Origin of the sequence: Nucisporomicrobium flavum, assembly GCF_016464385.1 — a bacterium.
Taxonomy (GTDB): domain Bacteria; phylum Actinomycetota; class Actinomycetes; order Mycobacteriales; family Micromonosporaceae; genus Actinoplanes; species Actinoplanes flavus_A.
The window spans coordinates 109,632-134,333 of record NZ_JADMLH010000009.1 but is presented as its reverse complement, the minus strand read 5'-3'; the positions used below and the strand labels follow the sequence as shown (position 1 = coordinate 134,333).

The 24,702-nt window shown below is 73.3% G+C and carries 22 protein-coding genes; 16 read left to right on the top strand and 6 right to left on the bottom strand.

Annotated elements, in window-relative coordinates; translation table 11 throughout:
- Nucleotides 1-480: 480 nt before the first annotated feature.
- Nucleotides 481-2,862 carry a RelA/SpoT family protein gene (locus IT780_RS22305; protein WP_307831314.1) on the top strand — a complete coding sequence of 794 codons (2,382 nt, stop codon included), beginning with the start codon at nt 481-483 and terminating at the stop codon, nt 2,860-2,862.
- A 74-nt stretch (nt 2,863-2,936) separates the two neighbouring features.
- Here the strand turns inward: IT780_RS22305 and IT780_RS22300 are convergent, their stop codons facing one another.
- Together IT780_RS22300 and IT780_RS22295 are read right to left on the bottom strand one after the other, a co-directional pair.
- Nucleotides 2,937-3,767: a peptidylprolyl isomerase gene (locus IT780_RS22300; protein ID WP_199513563.1), complete on the bottom strand. Its 831-nt coding sequence runs from the start codon at nt 3,765-3,767 to the stop codon at nt 2,937-2,939.
- A gap of 64 nt (nt 3,768-3,831) precedes the next feature.
- On the bottom strand, nt 3,832-4,728 hold the full coding sequence (locus tag IT780_RS22295; protein WP_199513562.1) for a peptidylprolyl isomerase: 897 nt from the start codon (nt 4,726-4,728) through the stop codon (nt 3,832-3,834).
- A 164-nt stretch (nt 4,729-4,892) separates the two neighbouring features.
- Between IT780_RS22295 and IT780_RS22290 the strand changes: the two genes are divergently transcribed.
- Together IT780_RS22290 and hisS are read left to right on the top strand one after the other, a co-directional pair.
- Nucleotides 4,893-5,591, top strand: a complete 699-nt coding sequence (locus IT780_RS22290; protein ID WP_199513750.1) for an MBL fold metallo-hydrolase — start codon at nt 4,893-4,895, stop codon at nt 5,589-5,591.
- A 16-nt stretch (nt 5,592-5,607) separates the two neighbouring features.
- On the top strand, nt 5,608-6,930 hold the full coding sequence (gene hisS / locus IT780_RS22285; RefSeq protein ID WP_199513561.1) for a histidine--tRNA ligase: 1,323 nt from the start codon (nt 5,608-5,610) through the stop codon (nt 6,928-6,930).
- Here the strand turns inward: hisS and IT780_RS22280 are convergent.
- Nucleotides 6,917-7,432, bottom strand: a complete 516-nt coding sequence (locus IT780_RS22280) for a PaaI family thioesterase (protein WP_199513560.1) — start codon at nt 7,430-7,432, stop codon at nt 6,917-6,919. The genes hisS and IT780_RS22280 overlap by 14 nt on opposite strands.
- A gap of 56 nt (nt 7,433-7,488) precedes the next feature.
- Here IT780_RS22280 and IT780_RS22275 point away from each other — a divergent pair, with 56 nt between their 5' ends.
- The 7 genes from IT780_RS22275 (at nt 7,489) to IT780_RS22245 (ending at nt 17,944) form a co-directional block, all read left to right on the top strand.
- Nucleotides 7,489-7,977, top strand: coding sequence for a winged helix-turn-helix transcriptional regulator (locus tag IT780_RS22275; RefSeq protein ID WP_199513559.1), 489 nt, complete (start codon nt 7,489-7,491; stop codon nt 7,975-7,977).
- A gap of 11 nt (nt 7,978-7,988) precedes the next feature.
- The gene (locus tag IT780_RS22270) at nt 7,989-9,593 is read left to right on the top strand and encodes an MFS transporter (protein ID WP_199513558.1); all 1,605 of its coding nucleotides are present in this window, start codon (nt 7,989-7,991) and stop codon (nt 9,591-9,593) included.
- Nucleotides 9,594-9,679: 86 nt separating this feature from the next.
- Complete coding sequence (locus IT780_RS22265; protein ID WP_199513557.1) at nt 9,680-10,492, top strand: cyanophycinase; 813 nt, start codon at nt 9,680-9,682, stop codon at nt 10,490-10,492.
- Entirely contained in the window at nt 10,489-13,227 is a 2,739-nt protein-coding gene (gene cphA / locus IT780_RS22260; protein ID WP_199513556.1) for a cyanophycin synthetase, read from the top strand. Before IT780_RS22265 ends, cphA begins: the two co-directional genes overlap by 4 nt.
- 481 nt (nt 13,228-13,708) lie before the next feature.
- Entirely contained in the window at nt 13,709-16,039 is a 2,331-nt protein-coding gene (locus tag IT780_RS43495; RefSeq protein ID WP_372443766.1) for a protein kinase domain-containing protein, read from the top strand.
- A 310-nt stretch (nt 16,040-16,349) separates the two neighbouring features.
- A complete protein-coding gene (locus tag IT780_RS22250; protein WP_199513555.1) occupies nt 16,350-16,607 on the top strand; it encodes a hypothetical protein in 258 nt (85 codons plus the stop codon).
- A 434-nt stretch (nt 16,608-17,041) separates the two neighbouring features.
- The gene (locus tag IT780_RS22245; protein ID WP_199513554.1) at nt 17,042-17,944 is read left to right on the top strand and encodes a sigma-70 family RNA polymerase sigma factor; all 903 of its coding nucleotides are present in this window, start codon (nt 17,042-17,044) and stop codon (nt 17,942-17,944) included.
- 60 nt (nt 17,945-18,004) lie between these two features.
- Here the strand turns inward: IT780_RS22245 and IT780_RS22240 are convergent, their stop codons facing one another.
- Nucleotides 18,005-18,361 (bottom strand): hypothetical protein, encoded by a 357-nt coding sequence (locus IT780_RS22240; RefSeq protein ID WP_199513553.1) that lies wholly within the window; start codon nt 18,359-18,361, stop codon nt 18,005-18,007.
- A gap of 123 nt (nt 18,362-18,484) precedes the next feature.
- Here IT780_RS22240 and IT780_RS22235 point away from each other — a divergent pair, with 123 nt between their 5' ends.
- The 6 genes from IT780_RS22235 to IT780_RS22210 all read left to right on the top strand — a co-directional run bounded on the left by IT780_RS22235 (nt 18,485) and on the right by IT780_RS22210 (nt 23,097).
- Complete coding sequence (locus IT780_RS22235; RefSeq protein WP_199513552.1) at nt 18,485-18,787, top strand: urease subunit gamma; 303 nt, start codon at nt 18,485-18,487, stop codon at nt 18,785-18,787.
- Nucleotides 18,784-19,233, top strand: a complete 450-nt coding sequence (locus tag IT780_RS22230) for an urease subunit beta (protein ID WP_307831313.1) — start codon at nt 18,784-18,786, stop codon at nt 19,231-19,233. Before IT780_RS22235 ends, IT780_RS22230 begins: the two co-directional genes overlap by 4 nt.
- Nucleotides 19,230-20,948: an urease subunit alpha gene (locus IT780_RS22225; protein ID WP_199513551.1), complete on the top strand. Its 1,719-nt coding sequence runs from the start codon at nt 19,230-19,232 to the stop codon at nt 20,946-20,948. Before IT780_RS22230 ends, IT780_RS22225 begins: the two co-directional genes overlap by 4 nt.
- Entirely contained in the window at nt 20,948-21,592 is a 645-nt protein-coding gene (locus IT780_RS22220) for an urease accessory protein UreF (protein ID WP_199513550.1), read from the top strand. The genes IT780_RS22225 and IT780_RS22220 overlap by 1 nt, the downstream gene beginning before the upstream one ends.
- A 154-nt stretch (nt 21,593-21,746) precedes the next feature.
- Nucleotides 21,747-22,361 (top strand): urease accessory protein UreG, encoded by a 615-nt coding sequence (gene ureG / locus IT780_RS22215; RefSeq protein WP_504739622.1) that lies wholly within the window; start codon nt 21,747-21,749, stop codon nt 22,359-22,361.
- A gap of 13 nt (nt 22,362-22,374) precedes the next feature.
- Nucleotides 22,375-23,097: an urease accessory protein UreD gene (locus tag IT780_RS22210; protein WP_199513549.1), complete on the top strand. Its 723-nt coding sequence runs from the start codon at nt 22,375-22,377 to the stop codon at nt 23,095-23,097.
- Here IT780_RS22210 and IT780_RS22205 read toward each other — a convergent pair.
- Both IT780_RS22205 and IT780_RS22200 read right to left on the bottom strand, forming a co-directional pair.
- Entirely contained in the window at nt 23,082-23,462 is a 381-nt protein-coding gene (locus IT780_RS22205; protein ID WP_199513548.1) for a RidA family protein, read from the bottom strand. The two genes, IT780_RS22210 and IT780_RS22205, sit on opposite strands and share 16 nt — an antisense overlap.
- Before the next feature lie 9 nt (nt 23,463-23,471).
- Nucleotides 23,472-24,686: an amidohydrolase/deacetylase family metallohydrolase gene (locus IT780_RS22200; protein WP_199513547.1), complete on the bottom strand. Its 1,215-nt coding sequence runs from the start codon at nt 24,684-24,686 to the stop codon at nt 23,472-23,474.
- Nucleotides 24,687-24,702: the final 16 nt, after the last annotated feature.

Genomic DNA, 24,702 nt, shown 5'->3' with positions numbered 1-24,702 from the left:
AAGCCGACGACTTCCACCCCACCGGCTAGCCCTGCGACGCCGGAGGTGACGTCCGCCGGCGGTTCGGCGAACGCCCCGGTCCCGGCCGCCACTCCGACGCGCCCCCCGGCCAGCGAAACCACGGCCCCGCGCGCAACCGTCACCGAAGCCGCAGCCACGCGCCCCGCGGCCCCCGAAGCCGCAGCCCCGCGCCCCGCGGCCACCGAAGCTGCGGCCCCGCGCCCCGCGGCCACCGAAGCTGCGGCCCCGCGCAACCCGGCCGCCGGACCTGCGGCCGCGCGCGGAACGGGCGCCGAAGCAGCGACTGCCGGATCCGGAACGGCCGGTCCCGCGCCGGCCCGCACCCCGGATGCCGGCGCCGCCGCACCCGTCCGCCCCAATGCACCCGCGCGCCCCGCCGCACCCGGGCGCCCCGCCGCACCCGCGCGCCCCGCCACAGCCGCGCGCCCCGCGGCCACCGGTGCCGCGGCCACCGGTGCCGTGGCCGCCGGAGCCGCGGCCGCGGCCGCGGGAGTCCGCGCCGCGGGTGCTCCGCTCGCCGATCCGGAGGCGACCCAGCCGCTGGCGCCCGGCGAGGAGCCGCCCAGTACCTTCGGTGGGCTCGCCAGCGCGCCCACCGGCCGCCGGGTGCGGGCCCGGCTGGCGCGGTTCAATGCTCCCTGGCAGAGCACGCAGGTGAGCGAGGTGCTCGAGCCGCTGATCGCCACGCACCGGGCCAGCCATCCGAAGGCCGACGGGCGGGCGCTGCAGCGTGCCTTCGACGTCGCCGCGCGCTGGCATTCCGGGCAGTATCGCAAGTCCGGCGACCCGTACATCACACATCCGCTGGCCGTGGCGACGATCCTGGCGAACCTGGGCATGGACACCACGACGCTGGTGGCCGCGCTGCTGCACGACACGATCGAGGACACCGACTACAGCCTCGAGCAGATGCGGGCCGACTTCGGTGGCGAGGTCGCGCTGCTGGTCGACGGCGTCACGAAGCTGGACCGGGTCAAGCTGGGGGATGCGGCCAAGGCCGAGACGATCCGCAAGATGGTCGTCGCCATGGCCAAGGACCCGCGCGTGCTGGTCATCAAGCTGGCCGACCGACTGCACAACATGCGGACGCTGACCTTCCTGCCCCGCCCGAAGCAGGAGCAGAAGGCCAAGGAGACGCTGGAGATCCTGGCTCCGCTGGCGCACCGCCTCGGTATGAACACGATCAAGTGGGAGCTCGAGGACCTCGCGTTCGGCACGCTGTTCCCGAAGCGGTTCGAGGAGATCAACCGGCTGATCGGCGAGCACCAGCCGCAGCGCGAGGCGTTGTTGCGGCAGGTCACCAACCGGGTGAGCCTCGACCTCAAGTCGGCCAAGATCAAGGCGGAGACCACCGGCCGGCCGAAGCACCTGTACTCGATCTACCAGAAGATGATCGTGCGGGGCCGCGACTTCAACGACATCTACGACCTGGTCGGGGTGCGCATCCTGGTCGACACGGTCCGGGACTGCTATGCCGCGCTGGGCGTCATCCACGCGAACTGGCAGCCGGTGCCGGGCCGGTTCAAGGACTACATCGCGATGCCCAAGTTCAACATGTACCAGTCGTTGCACACGACGGTCATCGGGCCGACCGGCAAGCCGGTCGAGATGCAGATCCGGACCTTCGCGATGCACCGTACGGCGGAGTTCGGCATCGCCGCGCACTGGAAGTACAAGGAGCAGAAGGGCGCCACGATCGTCGGGCCGCCGGCGCACATCGACGAGATGACGTGGCTGCGGCAGCTGCTGGACTGGCAGCGGGAGGCGAGCGACCCCAGCGAGTTCCTGGACGCGTTGCGCTTCGACCTGTCCAGCCAGGAGGTGTACGTCTTCACGCCGAAGGGCGACGTCATCCCGCTGCCGACGGGTTCCACGCCGGTGGACTTCGCGTACGCGGTGCACACCGAGGTCGGCCACAAGACGATCGGCGCGCGGGTCAACGGCAAGCTGGTGCCGCTGGAGTCGACGCTGTCCAACGGCGACGTCATCGAGATCTTCACCTCGAAGTCGGCGACGGCCGGTCCGACGCAGGACTGGCTGGGCTTCGTCAAGAGCCCGCGGGCGCGCACGAAGATCCGGCAGTACTTCAACAAGGAGCGCCGCGAGGAAGCGATCGAGATCGGCAAGGAGGCGATCGTCAAGGCGATGCGCAAGCAGGGCCTGCCCCTGCAGCGCATGCTGACCAGCGAGAACCTCACCACGATCGCTCGCGACCTGCACCTGGCCGACGTGTCGTCGCTGTACGCCGCGGTCGGCGAGAGCACTGTCTCCGCCCAGTCGGTGGTCGGCAAGCTCGTCGCCGGCTTCGGCGGCGAGGAGGGCGCGGTCGAGGACATCGCCGAGACCGCCGTCGCGACCCGCCCGCCGCGCAACCGCAGCACCGCCAACGACCCGGGCGTGGTCGTCAAGGACGTCAGCGACGTGTGGGTGAAGCTGGCCCGCTGCTGCACCCCGGTGCCCGGCGACGCCGTGTTCGGCTTCGTGACCCGCTCCGGCGGCGTCAGCGTGCACCGCGAGGACTGCGCCAACGCCGAGGACCTGCGTGCGCAGCAGGAGCGGGTGGTGGAGGTCAGCTGGAAGCCGACGTCCGCGTCGACGTTCCTGGTCGCCATCCAGGTGGAGGCGCTGGACCGGCACAAGCTGCTCGCCGACGTGACGCGGGTGCTGTCGGAGGAGCGGGTCAACATCCTGTCCGCGACGGTCACCACGACCCGCGACCGGGTGGCGGTCAGCCGCTTCACGTTCGAGATGGCCGACCCGAAGCACCTGGGTCACCTGGTCGCCGCCGTCCGCAAGGTGGACGGTGTCTTCGATGCCTACCGGGTGACGTCCGGCGCATAGCGCGGCACGGAAAAGAGAGCGGCACGGGAAAGGGCGGACCCCCGAGGGGGCCCGCCCTTTCCGCTGTCCGGCTGTCAGGCCGCGGTCATCGTGAGCGTCTTGATGTCCACTTCCTGCTTGGGGTGGCCGTCGCCCTTGGCGTTGGCGTCGTCGCTGCCCTTCTTCCCCACGTTCTCCACGATGTCCAGGCCCTTGGTGATGGTGCCGAGGACGGTGTAGTCGGCGGGCAGGTCGGTGTCGGCGTACACGATGAAGAACTGGCTGCCCGTCGTGCTGGGGGCCTGCGTCTTGGCCATGGCGATCGTGCCCTTGGGGTACGTCGGCTTGGCGTTGGTCGGCAGGTTCTCCTCGGGGTACTTGAAGTTGGGGCCGCCTTGGCCGTCGGTCTGGCGGTAGCCCTTGCCCTTGGCGTTGGGGTCGCCGCACTGCAGGACCTTGATGCCGGCGGTGGTGAGCCGGTGGCACTTGGTGCCGTCCCAGAACTTCTTGCTCGCCAGGTACGTGAACGCCGCGCCGGTGCAGGGGGCCTTGGACAGGTCGACCGTGGCCGTGATCGGGCCGAGGTTGGTGTCCATGGTGAGCGTGCTCTTGCCGGTGTTGGGCGCGTTGGCCGGGGGCGTGCCGCCGGTGTCCTTGATCTGGCCGCCGCTGCTGCCGTCCTCCGGGATCCACTGGCAGGCCACGGTGCCGGGCGGCGGCGCGGACGCGCTGGGGGCCTTGTCGTCGTCGTTGCCGAGCGCGCTGACGATCCAGACCGCAGCGCCGGCGATCACGATGACCGCGATGGCCGAGCCGATGATGGCCTGCCGCTGGCGCCGCTTCTTCGCGGCCGCGGCCCGCTCGGCCATCTCCTTCTCGAGGCGGGCCCGCGCCGCCGCGCGCTGCCTGTCCTTGATCGACGACACGGTGTTCCTCCTGTATGCCTGCGTGCGTTGGCTGCGGTCGGTGGGGAGTGTGCTCGAAGAAAACTCAGGACTGGCTGGACGCGGACGGAGCGGGCGCCGACGGGGTGGCCTCCGCGCCGGTGGCGCTGGGTTCGCCGACGGTCACGCTCTGGACCGTGATCTTGTCCTTCGGCTTGACCTTGTCGCCGGCGGCGTTGGCCACGGTCGGGATCTTGGCGATCGCGGCCACCGTGTCCATGCCGCCGGTGACCCGGCCGACGATCGGGTACTGCGGCTCGCCCTTGGGGGTGAAGTCCTTGGAGAAGATCAGGAACTGGCTGCCGTTGCTGCCCGGCGGGTCGCCGATCAGCGCGACCGTGCCCTTCGGGTACAGCGGGGCGGCCGGCGTCTTCGAGGGCGCCGCCGAGGCGCTGGGCTCCGGGGTCGGGGCCAGCGGCACGTTCTCGTTGTAGACGCTGTACGTGGGCCCGCCCTGCCCGGTGCCGCTCGGGTCACCGCAGCGGATCGCGCCCTCGGTGGTGAGCTCGTGGCAGGTGGTGTTGTCGTAGAACTGCTTGCCCGCCAGGTACGCGAGGTCGGCGGCGCTGCACGGGGCGTTCTCCAGGTCCAGGCTCACGACGATCGGCGCGCCCTTGTCCGTGGTGATCGTCATCGGCCGGCTGCCCGCCGTCGGGATTCCCTTGGTGGGCGGCTCACCGACGTCCTTGAGGTTCTTGTTGGTCTCGGCGTTCTGCGGCGTCCACGCGCAGACGTCGGAGTCCGCCGCGTCCGTCGTAGTGTCGTCGCTGTCGAACGCGCCGCCGAGCCAGGCGATGCCGGCCACGATGAGGATGAGGGCGGCCGCGGCGCCGAGCCCGGCCTGGATCTGCCGCCGCCGGCGCTGCCTGGCGGCCCGGCGTGCCAGCTGGCGATCGAGCTTCTCCCGAGCCAGTTTCCGCTGCCGGTCCTTGCTGGAGACCACCTGGGAATTCCCTTCTCACGCTCGGCGCCCGTGCGCCACGCCACACGCCCGCAAGAGTGTACGGGTAACGCCTGGGAATGTGGTGTGCGAGGTTCCGTGCCGGTGTGTACGGTGCGTCCCGCTAGGCTCTGACGGGGAACGTGACAGCTCGAGAGGGGTGCGGAGTGCTCGTCACCGGCTTTCCGGCCGAGGCCTTCGGCACCAACTGCTACGTGGTGGCCGCGGGGCCCGGTGAGCAGTGCCTGGTGGTGGATCCGGGCATCGGCGTGCTCGACCGCCTCGACGAGGTGCTCGCCCAGCACCGGCTGCACCCGGCCGCGGTCCTGCTGACCCACGGGCACCTGGACCACACGTTCTCCGTCACGCCCGTCTGCGGCGCGAAGGGCATCACCGCGTACGTGCACCCGGCGGACCGGGAGATGCTCGCCGATCCGGCCAAGGGCCTGAGCATGGACCTCACCGAGCTGTTCGGCGGCCGGTTCTCGTACGCCGAGCCCGAGGACGTCGCGGAGCTGACCGACGGCGCCACCCTGAGCCTCGCCGGTCTCGAGATCACCGTCGACCACGCGCCCGGCCATACCGGCGGGTCGGTGCTGTTCCGGCTGCCGGCTGCCGGCACGCCGTGGGAGGCCGAGCAGCTCTGCCTCTCCGGTGACGTGCTGTTCGCCGGCTCCATCGGGCGCACCGACCTGCCGGGCGGCAACACCGACGTGATGATGGCCAGCCTGCGGGACAAGGTCCTGCCGCTGGCCGACGACACGGTCGTGCTGCCCGGCCACGGGCCCGAGACGACGATCGGCCGTGAGCGCGCGACGAACCCGTACCTGCGGGGGCTGACCGCCGCGCCCGGCCGCGGACTGTAGGAAGAGACGAGAGACAGTGCCCATTTCCGGCTTCCCCGAGTGGCTGCCGCGGCAGCGCATGATCGAGCAGTACGTCCTGGACAAGATCCGGTCCACCTTCGAGCTGTACGGCTTCGCCCCGCTCGAGACCCGGGCCGTCGAGCCGCTGGAGACCCTGCTCAGCAAGGGCGAGACGTCCAAGGAGGTCTACCTGCTGCGCCGCCTGCAGGAGGACCCGGCCGCCGGCGGCGGTGACGACCAGCTCGGCCTGCACTTCGACCTGACCGTGCCGTTCGCGCGGTTCGTGCTGGAGAATTCCGGCAAGCTGCAGTTCCCGTTCCGGCGCTACCAGATCCAGAAGGTGTGGCGCGGCGAACGCCCGCAGGAGGGCCGCTACCGCGAGTTCCTGCAGGCCGACATCGACGTGGTGGACCGCGACTCGCTGCCGTTCCACTACGACACCGAGATGCCCCTGGTCATCGGTGACGCCTTCCGCTCGCTGCCGATCCCGCGGGCCACGATCCTGGTCAACAACCGCAAGGTGTGCGAAGGCTTCTACCGCGGCCTCGGCCTCGAGGACCCCGAGCAGGTCCTGCGGATGGTCGACAAGCTCGACAAGATCGGCCCGGAGAAGGTCGCCGCGCTGCTGGTGGAGACCGCCGGCGCGACCGACGCTCAGGCCGCGGCCTGCCTGCGGCTGGCGGAGATCTCCGCGACCGACGGGTCCTTCGTGGACGCGGTCCGCGCGCTCGGCGTGGACAACCCGCTGCTCGACGAGGGCCTGGAGGAGCTGCTGCGGGTGGTGGAGGCCGCCGCGGAGCACGCGCCCGGCCTGATCCGCGCCGAGCTGAAGATCGCCCGTGGCCTGGACTACTACACCGGCACCGTCTACGAGACCCAGCTCGAGGGGTACGAGCGCTTCGGCTCCATCTGCTCCGGCGGCCGGTACGAGAACCTGGCGTCGTCCGGCAACGAGCGTTTCCCCGGCGTGGGCATCTCGATCGGGGTGTCGCGCATGCTCGGCCTGCTCTTCGGCCACGACGCGCTGACGATCTCGCGCAGCGTGCCGACCTGCGTCGTCGTGGCACTGCCCAATGAGGACTTGCGCGGGCGTTGCGACCGGATCGCCCAGTCCCTGCGCTCGCGCGGGATCAGCACCGAGGTGGCGCCGACGGCGGCGAAGTTCGGCAAGCAGATCCGGTTCGCCGAGCGGCGCGGCGTGCCGTTCGTGTGGTTCCCCGGCGCCGACGGCGAGCCGGACACGATCAAGGACATCCGCTCCGGCGAGCAGGTCGAGGCCGACGCCGCGAGCTGGGCCCCGCCGGACGCCGACCGGAACCCGCTGATCAGCGCCGGGTAGGCGGTTCGAGGATCATGCACGTGGAGGTGGCGTGCGCGACGAGGCGCCCCTGCGCGTCGGTCATCCGCGCCTCGGCGAGGGCGGTGCGCCGCCCTCGCTGCAGGACGGTGCCGGTGGTGCTCAGCCGTCCGGAGGCGAGGGTGGCCGGGCGCAGGAACTTCACGGTGAGGTCGAGGCTGGTGTAGCCGACGCCGGCCGGCAGCGTCGAGTGCACCGAGCAGGCGGCCGCGGTGTCGAGCATCGTGGAGAGCACGCCGCCGTGGACCGTGCCCAGCGGGTTGTAGTGGAACTCCTGCGGGTCGAGGTGCACGGTGACGCTGCCTTCGCTCACCTCCATGCCGCCCATGTCGAGCAGGCGCATGACCGGGGGAGCGGGCAGCTCGCCGCGGGACATGGCCTGCAGCAGTTCCAGCCCGGAGCGACCGCCGGCCAGGTCCGTGTGCACGGCGGGATCGGTCCACTCGAACGTCCGGCTGCGCGCGCCGCTCTGAGTCTGCGTCATGGACGCAGGCTGCCACGGGCTTGCTGTGTCTGTCAACGAGACCTAGCCTTCCTGCTATGACCCAGACCACGGCCCGTCCCGAGGCGCTCGGCTGGTCCATGGAGACCTGCACGATCGGCCGCGCCATCGGCGTGCTCGGCGAGAAGGGGACGATCGTCGTGCTCCGGGAGGTCTTCAACGGCGTACGGCGCTTCGCGGACATGCGCGAGCACACCAAGATGCCACGGCAGGTGCTCGCCGACCGGCTCGCCTCCCTCGTCGAGCACGGGGTGCTGCGCCGGGTGCCGTACCGGGAGCCGGGCTCGCGGATCCGCCACGAGTACCGCCTCACCGACAAGGGGTTCGACCTCTACCCCGTCCTGCTCGCCGTGAAGGAGTGGGGCGACCGCTACCTGGCCGACCCGGGCGGGCCGCCGCTGACCCTGGCCCACCGCGACTGCGGGGCGGAGGTGCACACCGAGCTGCACTGCGCCGAGGGGCACGCGGTGGGCGCGTACCGGGACGTGGTGCCCCGGCCGGGCCCGGGAGCGCAGCGCCGGCTATAAGCTGGCACGCCGTGGAGACCAGCGCCTGGGCCCCGTTGCAGGACAAGGTCTTCCGCGGCCTCTGGATCGGGGTGCTCGCCAGCAACGCCGGCACCTGGATGCAGACCGTCGGCGCGTCGTGGCGGCTGGTGCACGAGCCGGACGCGGCGACGTACGTCAGCCTCGTGCAGACCGCCACCATGCTGCCCGTGCTGCTGCTGGCGCTGCCGTCCGGCACGCTCGCCGACACGTTCGACCGGCGACGGCTGCTGCTGGGCGTACAGCTGGGATTGTTCGCCGTGGCCGCGGCCCTGACCGCGCTGACGGCGGCCGACCGGATGCCGCCCGCGCTGCTCCTGGTCTTCACCTTCCTGCTCGGCGTCGGCCAGGCGCTGACGCTGCCGACCTGGCAGGCGGTCATCCCGGAGGTCGTGCCGCGCGACGAGCTGGCCGCCGCGTCGGCGCTCGGCGCGGTCAACACCAACCTCGCCCGCTCGGCCGGCCCCGCGGTCGCCGGGCTGATCGTCGCGCACGCCGGCGTCCCGGTCGTCTTCGGCCTCAACGCCGTGTCGTTCGCGGTGTTCGCGGCGGCGCTGATCCGCTGGCGCCGGCCGCCGCAGGGCGGCACGACCCACGCCGAGCGGTTCGGGCCGGCGCTGCGGGCGGGCGGCCGGTACGTGCGCTACTCGCCGGTCGTCCGCCGGACCCTGCTGCGAGTGCTGCTGTTCGTGCTGCCCGGCAGCGTCGTGTGGGGGCTGTTGCCGCTGGTCGCCGACCGGGAGCTCGGCATGGGCCCCAGCGGGTACGGCGTCCTGCTGGCGGCCCTCGGCGTCGGAGCGATCCTCGGCGCCCTGCTCATGCCCCGCATCCGCGAGCGCGTACCGCCCAACCGGCTCCTGATCCTCTCCGGCACGGTGTACGCCGCCGCGCTGCTGATCGTGGCGCTGGTGCCGTACGCGATGGCCGTGGTCCCGGCCCTGGTCGTGGCGGGGCTGGCGTGGATGGCGCAGGTGTCCCGGATGAACGCGAGCATGCAGCTCTTCCTGCCCAACTGGGTACGCGCCCGCGGCTTCGCCGTCTACCAGGTCGTCTTCGCCGGTGGGCAGGCCTTCGGGGCGTTCGCCTGGGGCCAGGTGACGCAGGCGTGGGGGCTGCGGGCGGCGTACCTGGCCGCGGCGGCCTTCATGGTGCTGGGCACGGCCACGGTCCGGTGGCTGCCGCTGCGCGAGCAGACGGGTGACCGCAGCCCGGCCGCGTACTGGCCCGAGCCGCACCTGATGCTCGAACCGCACCTGGACGAGGGCCCGGTGCTGGTGACCGCCACGTGGCGGGTGAAGCCGGAGAACCGGGCCGCGTTCGTCGCCGCCATGCAGGCCGTACGCCGCTCCCGCCAGCGCACCGGCGCGACCCGCTGGGGCCTGTTCCGCAACGGCGAGCACGCCGGCGACTTCGTCGAGGTCTACCTCGTACCGACGTGGGAGGAGCACCTGCGTCAGCACGAGGGCCGGCTGACCACCAGCGATGAGCGCGAGGAGGAGCACGCCGTGGCGCTCGCCGAGGGGCCCGCGACGGTCACGCATCTGCTGCCCGCTCACTCCCCCGTCCCACCACCCCACCGCCACCCACGAACGGACTGAAGGCTGATTAGGCCGATGTTTCGGTTATGTTCCGTTTAACCTCATAACCACGTGCTCGCAGCAGCGGCGCGGGGAGGAGGTGCGGTGTGGCGGCCCGGCTACTGATCATCGGCGGCGCGGAGCGGCACGGCGCCTGCGGCCTCGAGATCCTGCGGCGCTTCGTCGAGCTGGCCGGCGGACCGTCCGCCGAGATCATCGTCATCGCCACCGCCAGCGGCGAGCCCGCCGTCCTGGAGGCCGAGTACGCCGCCCTGTTCACCCGGCTCGGCGCCCGCCAGGTCCGGGGGCTGCGCATCACCACGCGTGCCCAGGCCAACGAGCCCACCGTGATCCACGCCCTCGCCGCGGCCACCGGCGTGTTCTTCACCGGCGGCGACCAGCTGCGCATCACCACGGTCCTCGGCGGCACCCTCGCCGACTCCGCTCTGCAGACGCTCGTGCAGGCCGGCACCATCGTGCTCGGCGGCACCAGCGCGGGCGCGGCGATGATGTCCGGCACGATGATCCTCGGCGGCGCGGCCCCCGGCGTCACCCGGACCAGCGTGCGGACCGGGCCGGGCCTGGAATTCCTGCCGGGCGTGGTCATCGACATGCACTTCGCCGAGCGCGGGCGGCTCAACCGGCTGCTCAGCGCCGTCGCGATGTACCCGCACGAGCTCGGCCTCGGCATCGACGAGGACACCGCGATCCTCGCCGAGGGCGACCGCTTCGAGGTGCTGGGCTCCGGGACGGTCACCGTCGTCGACGCCGGCTGCGCCACCGACATCCGGGTACCGGCCGACGGGCCCATCGCGCTCAGCGGGGCGCGCCTGCACGTGCTGCCTGCCGGGAGCAGGTTCGAACTGTCCGGACGCCGCCCGGTCGAGGCGGGCGCCGGGGAACGGGGACACGTCCGATGAAGATCCTCAGCCTGCGCCACCTGCGCGGACCCAACGTCCACCTGTCCCGGCCCGCCGTCGTGGCCCGGCTCCGCCTGGACGAGCTGGCGGGGCGCGAGACGAGCGACGTCGCGGGGTTCACCGAGCGGCTCCTGCGGGCGCTGCCGGGGCTCGCCGAGCACCACTGCGCCGCCGGGTCGCGGGGCGGCTTCGTCAGCCGCATGCGCGGGGGTACGTACTTCGGCCACGTCACCGAACACGTGATGCTGGAGCTGTCGCAGTGCATCGGGCGGGACGTCAGCTTCGGGCGTACGGTCTCCACCGCCGAGCCCGGGGTCTACGACCTGATCGTGGAGTGCCCGGTCGACGAGTCTCCCGGCTCGCGGCTGCCCGGCCGGCTCTTCGACGCCGCCGTGGATCTGGTCAACTCCGTCGCGGCCGGCGCCCGGGTGTCCGCGGGGGACCTGCGCGCGCGCCTCACCGAGCTCGGCGACCTCGCGGAGCGGGAGGCCACCGGCCCCAGCACCCGGTCGATCATCGCCGCGGCCCGCCGGCGCGGCATCCCGGTCGAACGGTACGGCGACCTCAGCCTGCTCCGGCTCGGCTGGGGCACCCGGCGCCGGCTCGCCTGGGCCGCCATGACCGACCGGACCAGCGGCGTGGGCATCGACATCGCCGGCGACAAGCAGGTCACCCGGCGGTTGCTCGCCGACGCCGGCGTACCGGTGGCGCCCGGCGGCGCGGCCCGCGGCGCGGAGGAGGCCGTCCGGCTGTTCGACGAGCTCGGCGGCCCGGTCGTGGTCAAGCCCCGCCACGGCCGGCAGGGCGAGCACGTGGCGCTGAACCTGCGGACCGCCGAAGAGGTGGAGGCCGCCTGCGTGGCAGCGGGCGAGGACGTGGTCGTGGAGCGGTACCTGCCCGGGCGCGACTACCGGGTGCTCATCGTCGCCGGCGAGGTCGTCGCGGCGGCCGAGCGGATCGCCGCCCACGTCGTCGGGGACGGCGAGAGCACGGTCGCCCAGCTCGTCGAGCGCACCAACGCCGACCCGCGCCGCGGCACGGGCCACTCGCGGGTCCTGACCCGCATCGCCCTGGACGACAACGCCGCCACGGTGCTGGAGCGGCAGCGCTGCACCGCGGACAGCGTCCCGGAGGCGGGCCGGCAGGTGTGGCTGCGCGACAACGCCAACCTCTCCACGGGGGGCACGGGCCATGACGTCACCGACCGCATCCACCCGGACGTCGCCCGGATGTGCCTGCGCGTCGCCGCGGTCGTCGGGCTGGACATCGCCGGCATCGACCTGCGCCTGAGCGATATCGCGGCGCCCGTACCGCCGGTCGGCGACCCCGACGAGGTCACCGGCGGCGTGATCGAGGTGAACGCCGTACCGGGCCTGCGCATGCACCTCTCGCCGGTGCACGGGCGCTCCCGCGACGTGGGCGACGCGATCGTCCGTGCGATGTTCCCCGGCGGCTCCGACGGGCGCATCCCGACCGTCGCGGTGACCGGGACGAACGGCAAGACGTCGGTGGCGCGGATGGCCGCGCACATCCTGGCGGGCAAGGGGCTGCGGGTCGGGCTCACCACGACCGACGGCGTCAGCATCGACGGCCGTACGGTGCACCGCGGCGACGCGACCGGCCCCCGCTCGGCGCAGATGGTGCTCGGCGACCCCGGCGTGCAGGCCGCCGTGCTGGAGACCGCGCGCGGGGGCATCCTGCGCCGCGGCCTCGGCTACGACTGGACCGACGTCGGCGTGGTCACCAACATCACCGCCGACCACCTCGGCCAGGACGGCCTCGGCTCGATCGAGGACATCGCGCACGTCAAGGCCCTCATCGCCGAACGCGTCAAGGACGGCGGCACGCTGGTGCTCAACGCCGACGACCCGTGGGTGCGCAGCCTGCCCGACCGTCCCCGGGTACGCGCGGACCGCAAGCGGATCGTGTGGTTCGGCACGGACGCGCGGCAACCGGTGGTCGCCACCCACCTCGGTCAGGGGGGTACGGCCTACCTGCTGCAGGACAGCTGGCTGGTGCAGGCCACGGGGGCGCGGCGGACGCCGTTGCTGCGGGCGTCCGAGGTGCCCGGGACGTTCGGGGGCGCGGCGCCGTACGCGGCCGTCAACGCCCTCGCCGCGATCGCCGCCGCCCGTGCCCTCGGCGCCTCGACGGACACCGTCACCGAACGGCTCGCCGACTTCGAGCCGCGCGTGCACAACCCCGGCCGCGGCACGGCCCTGCGCCTGGGTGAGGTGACGCTGTTCGTCGACTACGCCCACAACCCGGCGGCTCTCGCCGAGGTGCTGCGTACGCTCGAGCGCCTGTACGGCCGCGACCGCTGCGTCGCCGCGGTGACCCTGCCCGGCGACCGCCGCGACGACCTGCTGGCCGCCTGCGCCCAGGTGATCGCCGACGGCGTCACGCGCGCCGTCCTCTACGACGACGAGGACCCGCGGGGCCGCGAGCCGGGCGAGGTGTCCGCCCTCGTGGAACGGGAGATGAGGGGACGGCGCCCGAACCTGCGCGCGGTGCGGGCGGACGGTTACCGCGCCGCGGTGGGGGAGGCGCTGCGGCTGGCCACACCGGGCGACGTCGTCCTCGTCATGTACGAGAGCCTCGCCCCGATGCTGGCCCACCTGGAGGAACTCGGGGCGGTGCCGGCGGGGCCCGCGCCGGCCCCGGCGCTTCTCCCCGCGTGGCAGAACAAGGCCGTTTTGTCCCACGTTCCGGTGAGTGCGACCAACAAAGCATGATCGTCGTCGAACTTTCATCCGATCGGGCGGGGTGACGCAGGTCATTGCCTTGCGACAAGGAGTTCACGCTGCGTACGTGAGTCGATCTCGCAATGCTGTCCGATGTGATCGCAGCGTGATCGCCGAGCGACCCGCCGTACAGAATCCCTTGTAGATGCGCTGTATCCGGGGAGATACCCGCAAGTTTCGACGAATGGGGCAATAGCCGCGAGCCATGCCTCGCAGGCCCTGCCGTGCGCCCGTGACCAGGCTTTTCATCGAAACAAGCCACCGCGCACGGCTGGCGCACGGTACGAAACGGACGGTGACGAGCCGCAGGTCATCCCGGCCGTCGAACAGTCGAGACTGAGGCCGCTCGTGGGCTAACATCCTCGCCGTCGATGGGGGATGCTCGGTCCGACGGCGGGCCGATGCCGCCCCCGGCACCAGGACACATGGCGGTGTGCTCCGGTGTTTCATCCGATCGCGCATGTGGGGGCACATGAGCACGACGGACCTGCCCGGTTCGAGTTTGCTCGCCAACCGATACCGGTTGGTGGAGCGGCTCGGTGCCGGCGGGATGTCAGTGGTGTGGCGAGGCTTCGACGAGGTCCTCGGACGGCAGGTGGCGGTCAAGGTGCTGCCCCCGTCGACGAGCGCGGACCCGTCGTTCCGGCGCCGGCTGCGGGCCGAGGCCCAGGCCGCGGCGCGGCTCAGCCACCCGCACATCACCAACGTGTACGACTACGGCGAGGCGACCACCGTCGACGGTGAGCCCGTGCCGTACGTCGTGATGGAACTGGTCGACGGCGAGTCGCTCGCCGCCGTGCTGGCCCGCGTGCACCGGCTGCCCTGGCCGGCGGCCGTACGCATCTGCTCGGAGGTCTCCGCGGCGCTCGCCGCCGCACACGCCCGCGGCATCGTGCACCGCGACGTGACCCCGGCCAACGTCATGCTCACGCCCTCCGGCGCCAAGGTCGTGGACTTCGGCATCTCGGCGCTCATCGGCGAGAACGACATCGACCCGGACGGCAGCCTGCTCGGCACCCCGGCCTACCTCGCGCCCGAGCGGCTCGAGGGCGGCCAGGTCAGCCCGGCCACCGACGTGTACGCGGTCGGCCTGCTGATCTACCGCACGCTCATCGGGCAGCTGCCCTGGGACGTCGGCACCACGACCGCCCTGCTGCGCGCCCACCAGTACACCGAGCCCGAGCCGATGCCGCCGGTCGAGGGCATGCCCGGCGCGGTGTCCGCTCTGATCGCCCGATGCCTGGAGAAGCGGCCGTCCGACCGGCCGTCCAGCGCCGAGCTCGCGCACGTCCTCGGCACCGTGTCCGCCGGCGTGCCCGCCGCGCGCGCCTTCGTGCCGGACTGGGCCGACAACGGCGAGGACACCACGATCCTGCCGTCCGCCCGGGACACCGACGGCCTCGGCCGGATCCGGCCCGGCCACGCCCGGATCGCCGCCGCCGCGCCGGCCCGGGGGGGCCGGGGTGCGGCGGCCGTCCCGCCGCCCGCCGCGGCGGCGGCCGGCGCGGCCGCCGACACCGACCTCGCCGGCGACGCGCCGGTCTCGCCCGCGCCCGGCGCGCCGGCGCAGCCCGTCTCCGTCGCCGAGGTCGAGGCCGCCGTGGGCACCCCCGGTCAGCCGGCGGCCAACAGCGCTCCCGCCGCACCGATGGCCCCACCGCAGCGCGGTGGCCGCAACAGCCGCTTCGGCCCGGTCCCGCCCGCGCCCGCCGGTCCGGCCGCGTTCTCGCCGTCCGGTCCCGCCGCCGACGACTCGTTCGAACCTCCGCCGGCGTCGAGCGGCCCGGCGCTGCGCCCGGCCTTCGGCGCGCCGCCCTCCCTGCGGCCCCCGTCGCGCACGGATCCGTCCGCGCCGGCGCGGGCCGGCGGCGGCACCCCGCCGCCCCAGCGCCCCGGAGCGGCCCCGGCCGGGGGAGCACCCGGTCCCGGCCGCGGCGGCACCACCCGCCGCCGGCGCATCGTGCTCATGGCCGGCGCGGGCGCGCTCATGGTGGGCGTCGGCGCGTGGGCGCTGAGCCTCGCCGCCGGCGACGCGCCCGACGACGTCGTGGTCAGCGGGGTCGGCCCGCAGCCCACCCAGCTGGTCGGCGCCAACAAGTGCGTAGTCAGCTACGCCGTCTGGTCGGACGACGGCAGCCGGTTCAAGGCCGCCGTCACCATCGCCAACCGCGACGTCAAGGCGATCAAGAACTGGAAGCTCTGGTTCCTGATGCCGGGTGACCAGGTCGTCTCCGGCAACGGCAAGCTCGCCCTCGACCAGCAGAACCGCGCGGTGACCGTCCAGGCGAAGACAGCCCTCGACCCGCAGGCCACCCAGACGATGCAGTTCACCGGCCGCTACGAGGCCAGCAACTCCGCGCCGATGGTGTTCCAGCTCGACGGCCAGACCTGCGAGACGTTCGTGTCACCCAAGCCGGGCGCGCCCTCGCAGCCGGTCGAGCACCTCACCAACGGCCAGGTCCGCCTCGGCCCGGTCCCGAACCGGCAGAACCCGCTGCCCGGCACCTCCGTCGACCCGAGCGGCGTCATCGTGCCGGTGCCGATCGACAGCGACGCCCCGGACGACCGGCCGCCCGGCACGGTCGGCGGCCAGACCACCCCGGCGACGTCAACCACACCGACCCCGGCCGAGACCTCCACCGTTCCCGGCGGAAACGAGGTCCCGCCCGGCCCGCCGGAAACGTCGTCCGCGTCGCCGAGCAGCCCGGAGACGACGGCTACGGAGACCAGGACCCCGTCCCCGCCGCCGTCGTTCGACAACGGCGGCGACACCGAGCCCGAGTCGCCGGGTGAGTTCGGGTAACAGACGCACAACGCTGGGGCGGTGGACCGGAAAAATGCCGGTACGCCGCCCCAGCTGCGCGTTAGAGTCGCAATTGATCCCGGCAGGCACATCCGTTCCTCCGACGAACGCCCGCCCCGTGGGGTAGGGGCCGGCGGGACCGGGCCACGGAAGCCGAAAACGGTACGAAGCCCTCGGCGTGCCTGCGGGCCGGCGGGACGCCCGCGAGGAAGATGGTTGATACCGGTTCGCAACCTGAGCGGATCCGGTCAGCACCGTCGCGAGCGTTAGCTGGAGCTCGAGCAAGTCGTCGCACATCGGGGAGTCCGACATGATGAGCACCGTGGGGGACCTGGCGGCTGAGGCGCTGTTCGTCTCACATCTCCAGCCGTCCGAGCAGCCGAGCCGCGAAACGGTCGCCCAGGCCGTCACAGCCATGATCCTGCGGCACGGCAGCGACGGATGCGCGGCCGTGGTGGCCGAGGAATTCGGCGACCACCCGGAAGCGGCGGTCCGCCGGATGAGCTGGGTCCGCCGCGAACTGGGCGCGGCCATGGCCGCCCAGCGCAGCCCGCACTTCGCCAGCTGAACCGTCCTACAGGCTGATCCCGGGCTTGGCTCCCGGGCTTGGCTCCCGGGCCGGGGGAGCCGGCCGGCGGGTGAGCCGCCTGCCTTTGCCGCGGTCTGCGCTTGTGCGCGCTTCCCCGCTTTGCGCGCCTCCCTTTCTTCGTGTGCCGACCGGCTGCGTGCCGTAGCCGCTTTGCCGGCGCGCCGGCCTTCGCCCGCCCGCTGCTCCAGCCAATCGCCCACGGCGTTGCGTGTCGCCGCTCTACGCTGTGGTGCCGGGCTCTCGTCCGCCCTCGCGCCGTGCCCTCCGCGGGCGGCCCGCGCCGGACCTGAGCCTTTTTCCGAAAAAACTCCATAAAAGCAACCAAGTTCGGCCGCCCCTGCACCCGTCGGCGACCAACGTTCTCCTCATCGGGCCGGTTCACGCACCGGCCCCGTACGAGCGAGGAGGACTACGTGACCGACACGACCGAACTCCCCGCCACCATCGGCACGACCCACGACGCGCCCTCCGCGCGGGACATCGAGGACCTGGTCCGCGAGCACATGCCGATGGTGGGCCATCTGGTCCGGGAGCTGCTGAACCGTGTGCCCGGCCATGTCCACGCCGACGACCTGTCGTCCGCCGGGTTCGCCGCGCTCCTCGGTGCCGCCCGCGCGTTCGACGTGACCCGGGGCATCCCGTTCCATCGGTTCGCCGCCGTGCGGATCCGCGGCGCGCTCCTCGACGAGCTGCGCGGGCAGGACTGGGCGAGCCGCTCCGTACGGGCCCGGGCGCGCCGCACTGCGCAGGCGCGCCAGGAGCTGACGGCCGCGCTGGGGCGTACGCCCTCCGAGGCCGAGGTCGCCGAGATGCTGGGCATCGGGGTGGCGGAGCTGGCAGCCGTCGAGGACGACGTGCAGAAGGCGGCCCTGCTCAGCCTCCAGGGGTTCCCGACCGGCGCGGCCGAGGAGATGGTGCCGGAGCTGTCCGAGGGGCCCGAGGATTTGCTGCTGAAGCGGGAGCGGCTGGGTTACCTGCACCAGGCGATCCAGGCGCTGCCGGAGCGGCTGCGGATGGTGGTCACCCAGTCGTTCCTGCAGGAGCAGCCGCTCAGCGAGGTCGCCGCCGAGCTGGGCGTCACCGAGTCGCGGATCTCGCAGCTGCGCACGGAGGCCTTGCGCCTGCTGCGCGAGGGGCTGAACAGCTCGCTCGCCCCGGAGCTGCTGACCGTGGCGGCGGGAGGACCGCGGACGCGCAAGGGTTGCCTGCAGCGCCGGCGCAGCGAGTACTTCGCGCGGGTCGCCGAGCAGGGGAACCTGCACACCCGGCTGGCGCTGACCGACAGTCACGGCGTACCCATCGCCTTCGCGGCCTGACGGGGCCGCCGGACCGCTGGCCGGCGACGGTCGCGGCACCCGGTCGTCCCGGGCCGGGCCTCACTGGTCGAAGGTCGCGCGCAGGTCCGCGTTGACGAGGTGATTGAGCCGCTTCCGGAGATGCCCCAGCAGGGACGGATCCGGGAGCGGCTCCTCCACGTGCAGGGTCCAGCGCAGGTCCGTGCCGCCCGCGCCGTCGGAGGCCAGGTCGAACCGGATCCGGGCGTCGGGCCGCTTCGGCCACAGCGACGACCACACCACGACGTCCGGCGCCGCGTGGAGGATCTGCGGCGGGTGTTCGTCGTCGAGCAGGTGCAGCCACGGCCGGACCGGGTCCGCGGCCGGGTCGGTCAGGGCCGCGAACACCACCGCGGGGGGCGGTGGCTGCTTGCGCCTGCGCGTACCGGCTTCGAGCATGCCCGCAGCTTAAGGCGCACCCGGCGTGGCCACCGGCCCCTCGGCCTGACATCCCTCGACAATGGGTAACACGCCCGCAATGTGGAGCTGCGAGCATCGCTTCGCGAAGTCAGGGAGGTCCGGGTGTTTCTCAGCCAGCACGAGCAGGAACGGCTGCTCATCCACGTCGCGGCGGACGTCGCCCGGCGCCGGCGGGAGCGCGGGCTGCGCCTGAACCACCCCGAGGCGACGGCGATCATCACCGCGTTCCTGCTGGAGGGTGCGCGGGACGGGCGTACGGTCGCCGAGCTCATGGACGCCGGGCGGCGGGTGCTGACCCGCGACGACGTCATGGAGGGCGTACCTGAGATGATCCCCGAAGTGCAGGTCGAAGCCACCTTTCCCGACGGTACGAAGCTTGTCACCGTCCACGGGCCGATCTCGTGAGTGGCCTGATCCCGGGTGAGATCCTCCCGGGCGACGGTGACATCGAGATCAACCCGGGCCGGCCGGTGGTGACGCTGACCGTCCGCAACACCGGCGACCGGCCCGTGCAGGTCGGCTCGCACTACCACTTCGCCGAGTCCAACGCGGCGCTCGACTTCGACCGGGACGCGGCGTGGGGGCACCGGCTGGCCGTGCCGGCCGGGACGTCGGTGCGCTTCGAGCCCGGCATGCCGCGCGACGTCGAGCTCGTCCGGCTGAGTGGCGCCCGGGTCGTGCCGGGCCTGCGCGGGCTCGCCGGCGGGCCGCTCGACCCGTCGCCCCGCGAGGACATCGAGCCCGCGGGCGCCCTCGACGAGGACCTGCCCGAGAACGGGAGCGCCCGGCCGGAGAGCAACGGCAGGAGCGCCCTCGACGAGGACGTGCCCGAGAACGGGAGCGGCCGGTGACCGCGCTGGACCGCGGCCGGTACGCCGCCCTCTACGGCCCCACCGCCGGCGACCGGATCCGGCTGGCCGACACGAACCTGCTCATCGAGGTCGAGGAGGACCGCAGTGCCGGGCCGGTCCCCGGCGACGAGGTGGTCTTCGGCGGCGGCAAGGTGATCCGCGAGTCGATGGGACAGTCCCGGGCCACCCGCGCCGAGGGCACGCCCGACACCGTCATCACCGGCGCGGTCGTGCTCGACCACTGGGGGATCGTCAAGGCCGACGTCGGCATCCGGGACGGCCGCATCGTCGCGCTCGGCAAGGCCGGCAACCCGGACACGATGGACGGCGTCCACCCCGAGCTGGTGATCGGGCCCGGCACCGAGGTGATCGCGGGCAACGGCAAGATCCTCACCGCCGGCGCGATCGACAGCCACGTCCACCTGATCAGCCCGACCATCCTGGACACCGCGCTCGCGAGCGGCATCACCACGATCATCGGCGGCGGCACCGGGCCGGCCGAGGGCACCAAGGCGACCACCGTCACGCCGAACTCCTGGCATCTCGCGCGGATGCTGGAGGCGCTGGACCGGTGGCCGATCAACGTGCTGCTGCTCGGCAAGGGCAACACGATGTCCGAGGAGTCGCTCTGGGAGCAGCTGCGCGGCGGCGCGGGCGGCTTCAAGCTGCACGAGGACTGGGGCACCACGCCGGCCGTCATCGACGCGGCGCTCAAGGTCGCCGACGCGTCCGGCGTGCAGGTGGCCATCCACACCGACACGCTGAACGAGGCGGGGTTCGTCGAGGAGACCGTACGGGCCATCGCGGGCCGGTCGATCCACGCGTACCACACCGAGGGCGCCGGGGGCGGGCACGCGCCGGACATCATCACGGTCGCCTCGCACCCGAACGTGCTGCCGTCGTCCACGAACCCGACCCGGCCGTACACCCGCAACACCCTCAGCGAGCACCTGGACATGCTGATGGTCTGCCACCACCTGAACTCGGCGGTGCCGGAGGATCTCGCGTTCGCCGAGAGCCGCATCCGGCCGTCCACGATGGCCGCCGAGGACCTGCTGCACGACCTCGGCGCGATCTCGATGATCGGGTCGGACTCGCAGGCCATGGGACGCGTCGGCGAGGTCGTCATGCGTACCTGGCAGACCGCTCACGTGATGAAGGCCCGCCGGGGTGCGCTGCCCGGCGACGGCGCCGCCGACAACCTGCGGGCCCGGCGGTACGTCGCCAAGTACACGATCAACCCGGCGGTCGCGCACGGCATGGCTGAGCAGGTCGGCTCGGTGGAACCCGGCAAGCTCGCCGACCTCGTGCTCTGGGACCCCGCCTTCTTCGGCGTACGGCCGGCGCTGGTGCTCAAGGGCGGCATGATCGCGTCGGCGCAGATGGGCGACGCCAACGCCTCGATCCCGACCCCGCAGCCGGTGCTGCCCCGCCCGATGTTCGGCGCGTACGGCGTGGTCCCCGCGGTCACGTCGCTGGCCTTCGTGGCCCCGGCGGCGATCGACGCGCTGCTGGGCGACCGGATCGGCGTCAAGCGGGCGCTGGTGCCGGTGGCGGACACCCGCTCGGTGGGCAAGGCGGACCTGCCGCTCAACGACGCCCTGCCGCGCATCGAGGTCGAGCCGGACACGTTCACCGTGCGCATCGACGGCGAGGTCGTCGAGCCCGAACCGGTGTCCGAGCTGCCCATGGCCCAGCGCTACCACCTGTTCTGATGAGCCTCGCGACGCTGCTCGTGCTCGCCGACGGGCGGCTGCCCGCGGGCGGCCACGCCCACTCGGGCGGCCTGGAGACGGCCGTCTCGTCCGGCCGGGTACGCACCGTGGCGGACGTCGGCCGGTTCCTGTGCGGGCGGCTGTTCACCGCCGGTCTCGTCGCCGCCGCCTTCGCCGCGGCGGCGTGCGCGCGGCCCGACCGGTGGGCCGAGCTCGACGACGGCCTGGACGCCCGGACGCCCTCACCCGCGCTGCGCAAGGCATCCCGCGCGCAGGGCCGCGCGCTGCTGAGAGCGGCCCGCGCGATGTGGCCGCTGCCGGCGGCGGGCCGCGAGCCGCACCACCCGGTCGCGCTCGGCGTCGTGGCCGCGGCCGCCCGGCTCGACCCCGCCGCCGCCGCGGTGGCCGCAGCGCACGGCAGCGTGACCGGCCCGGCGAGCGCTGCCGTGCGGTTGCTGGGGCTGGATCCGTACGCGGTGCATGCCCTGCTCGCCGGTCTCGCGCCCGACTGCGACCGGATCGCGGCCGATGCGGCGGCTCGGATCGACGACCCGGTCGACGCCCTGCCGGCCGCGGGGGCCCCGCTGCTCGACATCGGCGCCGAACTGCACGCCACCTGGGAGGTGCGTCTCTTTGCATCCTGACGACAAGCGTTCTGACGACAAGCATCCTGACGACAGGCATCCTGACGACAGGCATCCTGACGACAGGCATCCTGACGATCACACACATGGTCCCGACGAGGTCCCGCACACCCACCCGGAGCCCGGGATCGACCCGCACCCGCCGCTGGCGGAGGTGCCGAGGGCGCTGCGCATCGGCATCGGAGGCCCGGTCGGCTCGGGCAAGACGGCGCTGGTCGCGGCGTTGTGCCGGGCGCTCGGCGGGCAGCTGCGGCTGGCCGTGGTGACCAACGACATCTACACCACCGAGGACGCCGACTTCCTGCTGCGCAACGGGGTCCTGCCGGCCGAGCGGATCCGGGCCGTCGAGACGGGTTGCTGCCCGCACACCGCGATCCGCGACGACATCTCCGCCAACCTCGACGCGGTCGAGGACCTGGAGGTGGCGCTCGGCCCGCTCGACCTCGTCCTGGTGGAGAGCGGCGGCGACAACCTCACCGCGACGTTCAGCAAGGGCCTCATCGACCGGCAGATCTTCGTGGTCGACGTGGCCGGCGGCGACAAGGTGCCCCGCAAGGGCGGCCCGGGCGTCACCGCGGCGGACCTGCTGGTCATCAACAAGACCGACCTGGCACCGCTGGTCGGCGCGGACCTGTCGGTGATGGACCGGGACGCCCGGGCCCGCCGCGGCGACCTGCCCACGGTCTTCCTGTCGCTGACCGAGGACCGAGCGGCGACGCCCGTCGCGGACTGGATCCGGGGGCTCGTCGCGGCCCGGATCCCGGCGTGACGCGGGTGTGCTGATGCGCGCCGCGGCGGCGATCGTCGCCGAGGCGGACGGTCGGGGCGGCACCCGGCTGGCGGTGCTGCGCGGGGAGTCGCCGCTGCTGGTTCGGCGTACCGGCCCGCACGCCGTGCACCTCGTCGGCGGTGCGGCCGGACCGCTGCGCGGCGACGACCTGCGGCTGTCGGTCGAGGTCGGCCCGGGCGCGCGCCTGTCGGTGCACAGCGTCGCCGCCCAGCTCGCCCTGCCCGGCCGGCCCGGGTCGCCGGCGTCCCGGCTCGTGGTCACGGCCTCGGTGGCGGCCGGGGGAGCGCTTCGGTGGTCGCCCGAGCCGCTCATCGCCGCCGCGGGCTGCCACCATCTCGCGGTCACGGACGTGACGGTCGAGGAGGGCGGCAGCCTGCTGTGGCGCGACGACCTGGTCTGCGGCCGGCACGCCGAGGAGCCCGGCGACGTGCGCGCGGACGTGACCATCCGCTACGCCGGGAGCACCCTCCACCGCCACGAGCTGGCGGTGGGCCCCGGCGCGCCCGCCTGGTCGGGTGCGGCGGTGCTGGGCGGCGGCGGCGCGGTCGGCACGCTCGTGCTGGCGGGGCCGTCGCTGCCGTCGCCCGCCACGCTCGGCGGCGACGCGGTGCTGATGCCGCTGGCCGGTCCGGGGATGCTGGCCACCGCGGTGGGCCGGGACATCCGCGCCGTCCGGGCCGCCCTGGACCCGGTCGGTGCCTACGCGCCGGTGTAGAGGATGGCGTCGAGCTCGATGTCGAAGCCGACGAGCGGCACCGGGAGCGTCGTGCGTACCGGCAGGGTGGCGCCCTTGACGTACTGGGCGTAGATCTCGTTGAGCTCGTCGAAGTCGTCGAAGTCGCGCAGGTAGACGCCGATGCGTACGGCCTGGTCGAGGCTCGCGCCGGCCGCCTCCGCCACCGCCGCGAGGTTGCGGAACGCGGCGTGGGCCTGCTCGGCGAAGCTGCCGGTCACCCACGTGCCGTCGGGCAGCGCGGGGACCGCGCCGGCCAGGTAGACGGTGTCCCCGGCGACGACCGCCTGGGAATACGGGCCACCGGCCGGGGCCGCCTTGTCGGTCGTGATCGCGCGCTTGGGCATGGCCAACTCCTACCGTCGTGGTCTCGGGAACTGCTCGGCCAAGCCTTCCGCGCCCACCAGCGGCACCGCCAGCAGGTTCCGGAGATCCTCGTCACGGCGCGCGAGGGCCGCCCGCTGCGCATCGGTGAGCGGCACCCACGGCGCCGGTGCGGCCGGGAAGCGGGGTGGCAGCAGCCGGCCGCCGACGTACGTGGCCCGGTTCGTCAGCCGTAGCGGTGAGCGGCGTACCTGCCGGTGGGCGTCGACCACCTCGAAGCTGCCCTCGTCGACCTTCCACACCGCGATGTCCGCCGGTGCGCCCACGTCGAGGGTGCCGCCGGTCAGGCCGAGGGCGCGCGCCGGGTGCACGGTCGTCGCCGCGATCACCTCGTCGAGGGTCAGCCCGGCGGCGACGAGCTTCGCCATCGTCGTGGGCAGATCGAAGACCGGGCCGTGCACCGAGCGGGCGTGCAGATCCGTGGAGATCGTGTACGGCCGCAGCCCCGCACCGATCTGCGCCTCGGCCACGTCGAACGCGAACCCGCCCGAGCCGTGCCCGACGTCGAACAGCACGCCCCGGTCGTACGCCCGCCGCGCCGCCGCCCCGAGCGGCTCGGCGAAGCCGCTGGCACAGTGCGTCACGATGTCGCCCTGACGCATGATGGCGAGGATCTCCTCGAGGACGGGTGGCGCCGTACCTATGTGGACCATGACCGGCACGCCGCAGGCTTCCGCGGCAGCCAGGCCGCGCCGCAGGGGTTCCACGCCGTTGGCGCCGACCGTCTCGTGGTCGACACGGACCTTCACGCCCCGGATGAGGTCGCGGTGTGTCCGGATCGTCTCGACGGCCAGCTCCCCGTCGCAGTTCGCCAGATCCCGGCTCTCGCCGGTGCGCCCGGTGAGCCCCACGGCCGAGATGTTGAGCAGAGCGGGCACGCGGACGTCCACATCGGACACCACGCGGCGCAGCCCGGCGAGCGTGTACGCGCCGGCCGACCCGGCGTCGACCCAGGTGGTGACGCCGGTGCGCCACGCCACCGGATCCGGCTCGATGCCCCAGTAACCGGGCCCGACATGGGTGTGCAGGTCGATCAGGCCGGGGGTGACCAGGCAACCGGACACGTCGTGCACCACGGCCCCGGTGAGCCCGGGCCCGACGGCCGCGATCCGGCCCTGGTGCACTGCGACGTCAGCGCGGCCCCTCCCGTGCACCTCGCCGCCGCTGAGGACCAGGTCATTGATCATGCGCGGCCGCCCATCC